This window comes from Bradyrhizobium sp. P3_C3 (genome assembly GCF_056402655.1).
Genome location: NZ_JBFUGY010000152.1, coordinates 1 through 566, shown reverse-complemented (window position 1 = coordinate 566; position 566 = coordinate 1). Strand labels below are relative to the sequence as shown.

Genomic DNA, 566 nt, shown 5'->3' with positions numbered 1-566 from the left:
GTGCGAACGGTATTGTTCATGGGAGCGATGACCGCCAGACGTCACAACCCCGTCCTCAAGGCCTTCTTTGAGCGCCTCGTGGCCAATGGAAAGCCGAAGCTCGTTGCCCTGATCGCCGTCGCCCGCAAGCTGCTGACCATCCTCAATGTCATGATCAGGACGAAAACACCATGGCAACCCGCTTGACAGCGAACACAGTCGCTCACCCGTCTCGCCGCTATCGCGGCGATCCACCCTCTCCCCTTGTGGGCCTGTTGCGTTATCGGCTCTTGAGGCTGAAGACGTCAGGAGCGAGTGCCCTGGTCCCGGCGATTGCCTGGCAAGATCTGTAGTTGTCGCCCTCGGAGGGCGGCTCACGCGGCGATCGTGGCCCACCGCCTCATGTTGAAGGCGATCGAGGCGAGCAGGACTTGCCCGGTCGCCTTGATCAGACCGACGTAGCGGATGCAGGTCAGCCGCATGCGGCGTTTGAGAGTAGCGAAGGTGGTCTCGACCTGGGCTCGTCGGCGCGCGATGAGGAGGTTGTAGCGTTTGAGCCTGGGCGGCAGTTCCGGATGATGTCTGTT

The 566-nt window shown here is 62.0% G+C and carries 1 protein-coding gene and 1 pseudogene; one reads left to right on the top strand and one right to left on the bottom strand.

Going from position 1 to position 566, the window contains the following annotated elements; translation table 11 throughout:
• A pseudogene (locus tag AC1DW2_RS43885) lies at nt 1-186 on the top strand (IS110-like element ISMex17 family transposase); the annotation flags it as partial.
• A 167-nt stretch (nt 187-353) separates the two neighbouring features.
• Here AC1DW2_RS43885 and AC1DW2_RS43880 read toward each other — a convergent pair.
• The coding region (locus tag AC1DW2_RS43880) for a transposase (protein WP_477009221.1) at nt 354-566 on the bottom strand (213 nt) is incomplete at its 5' end.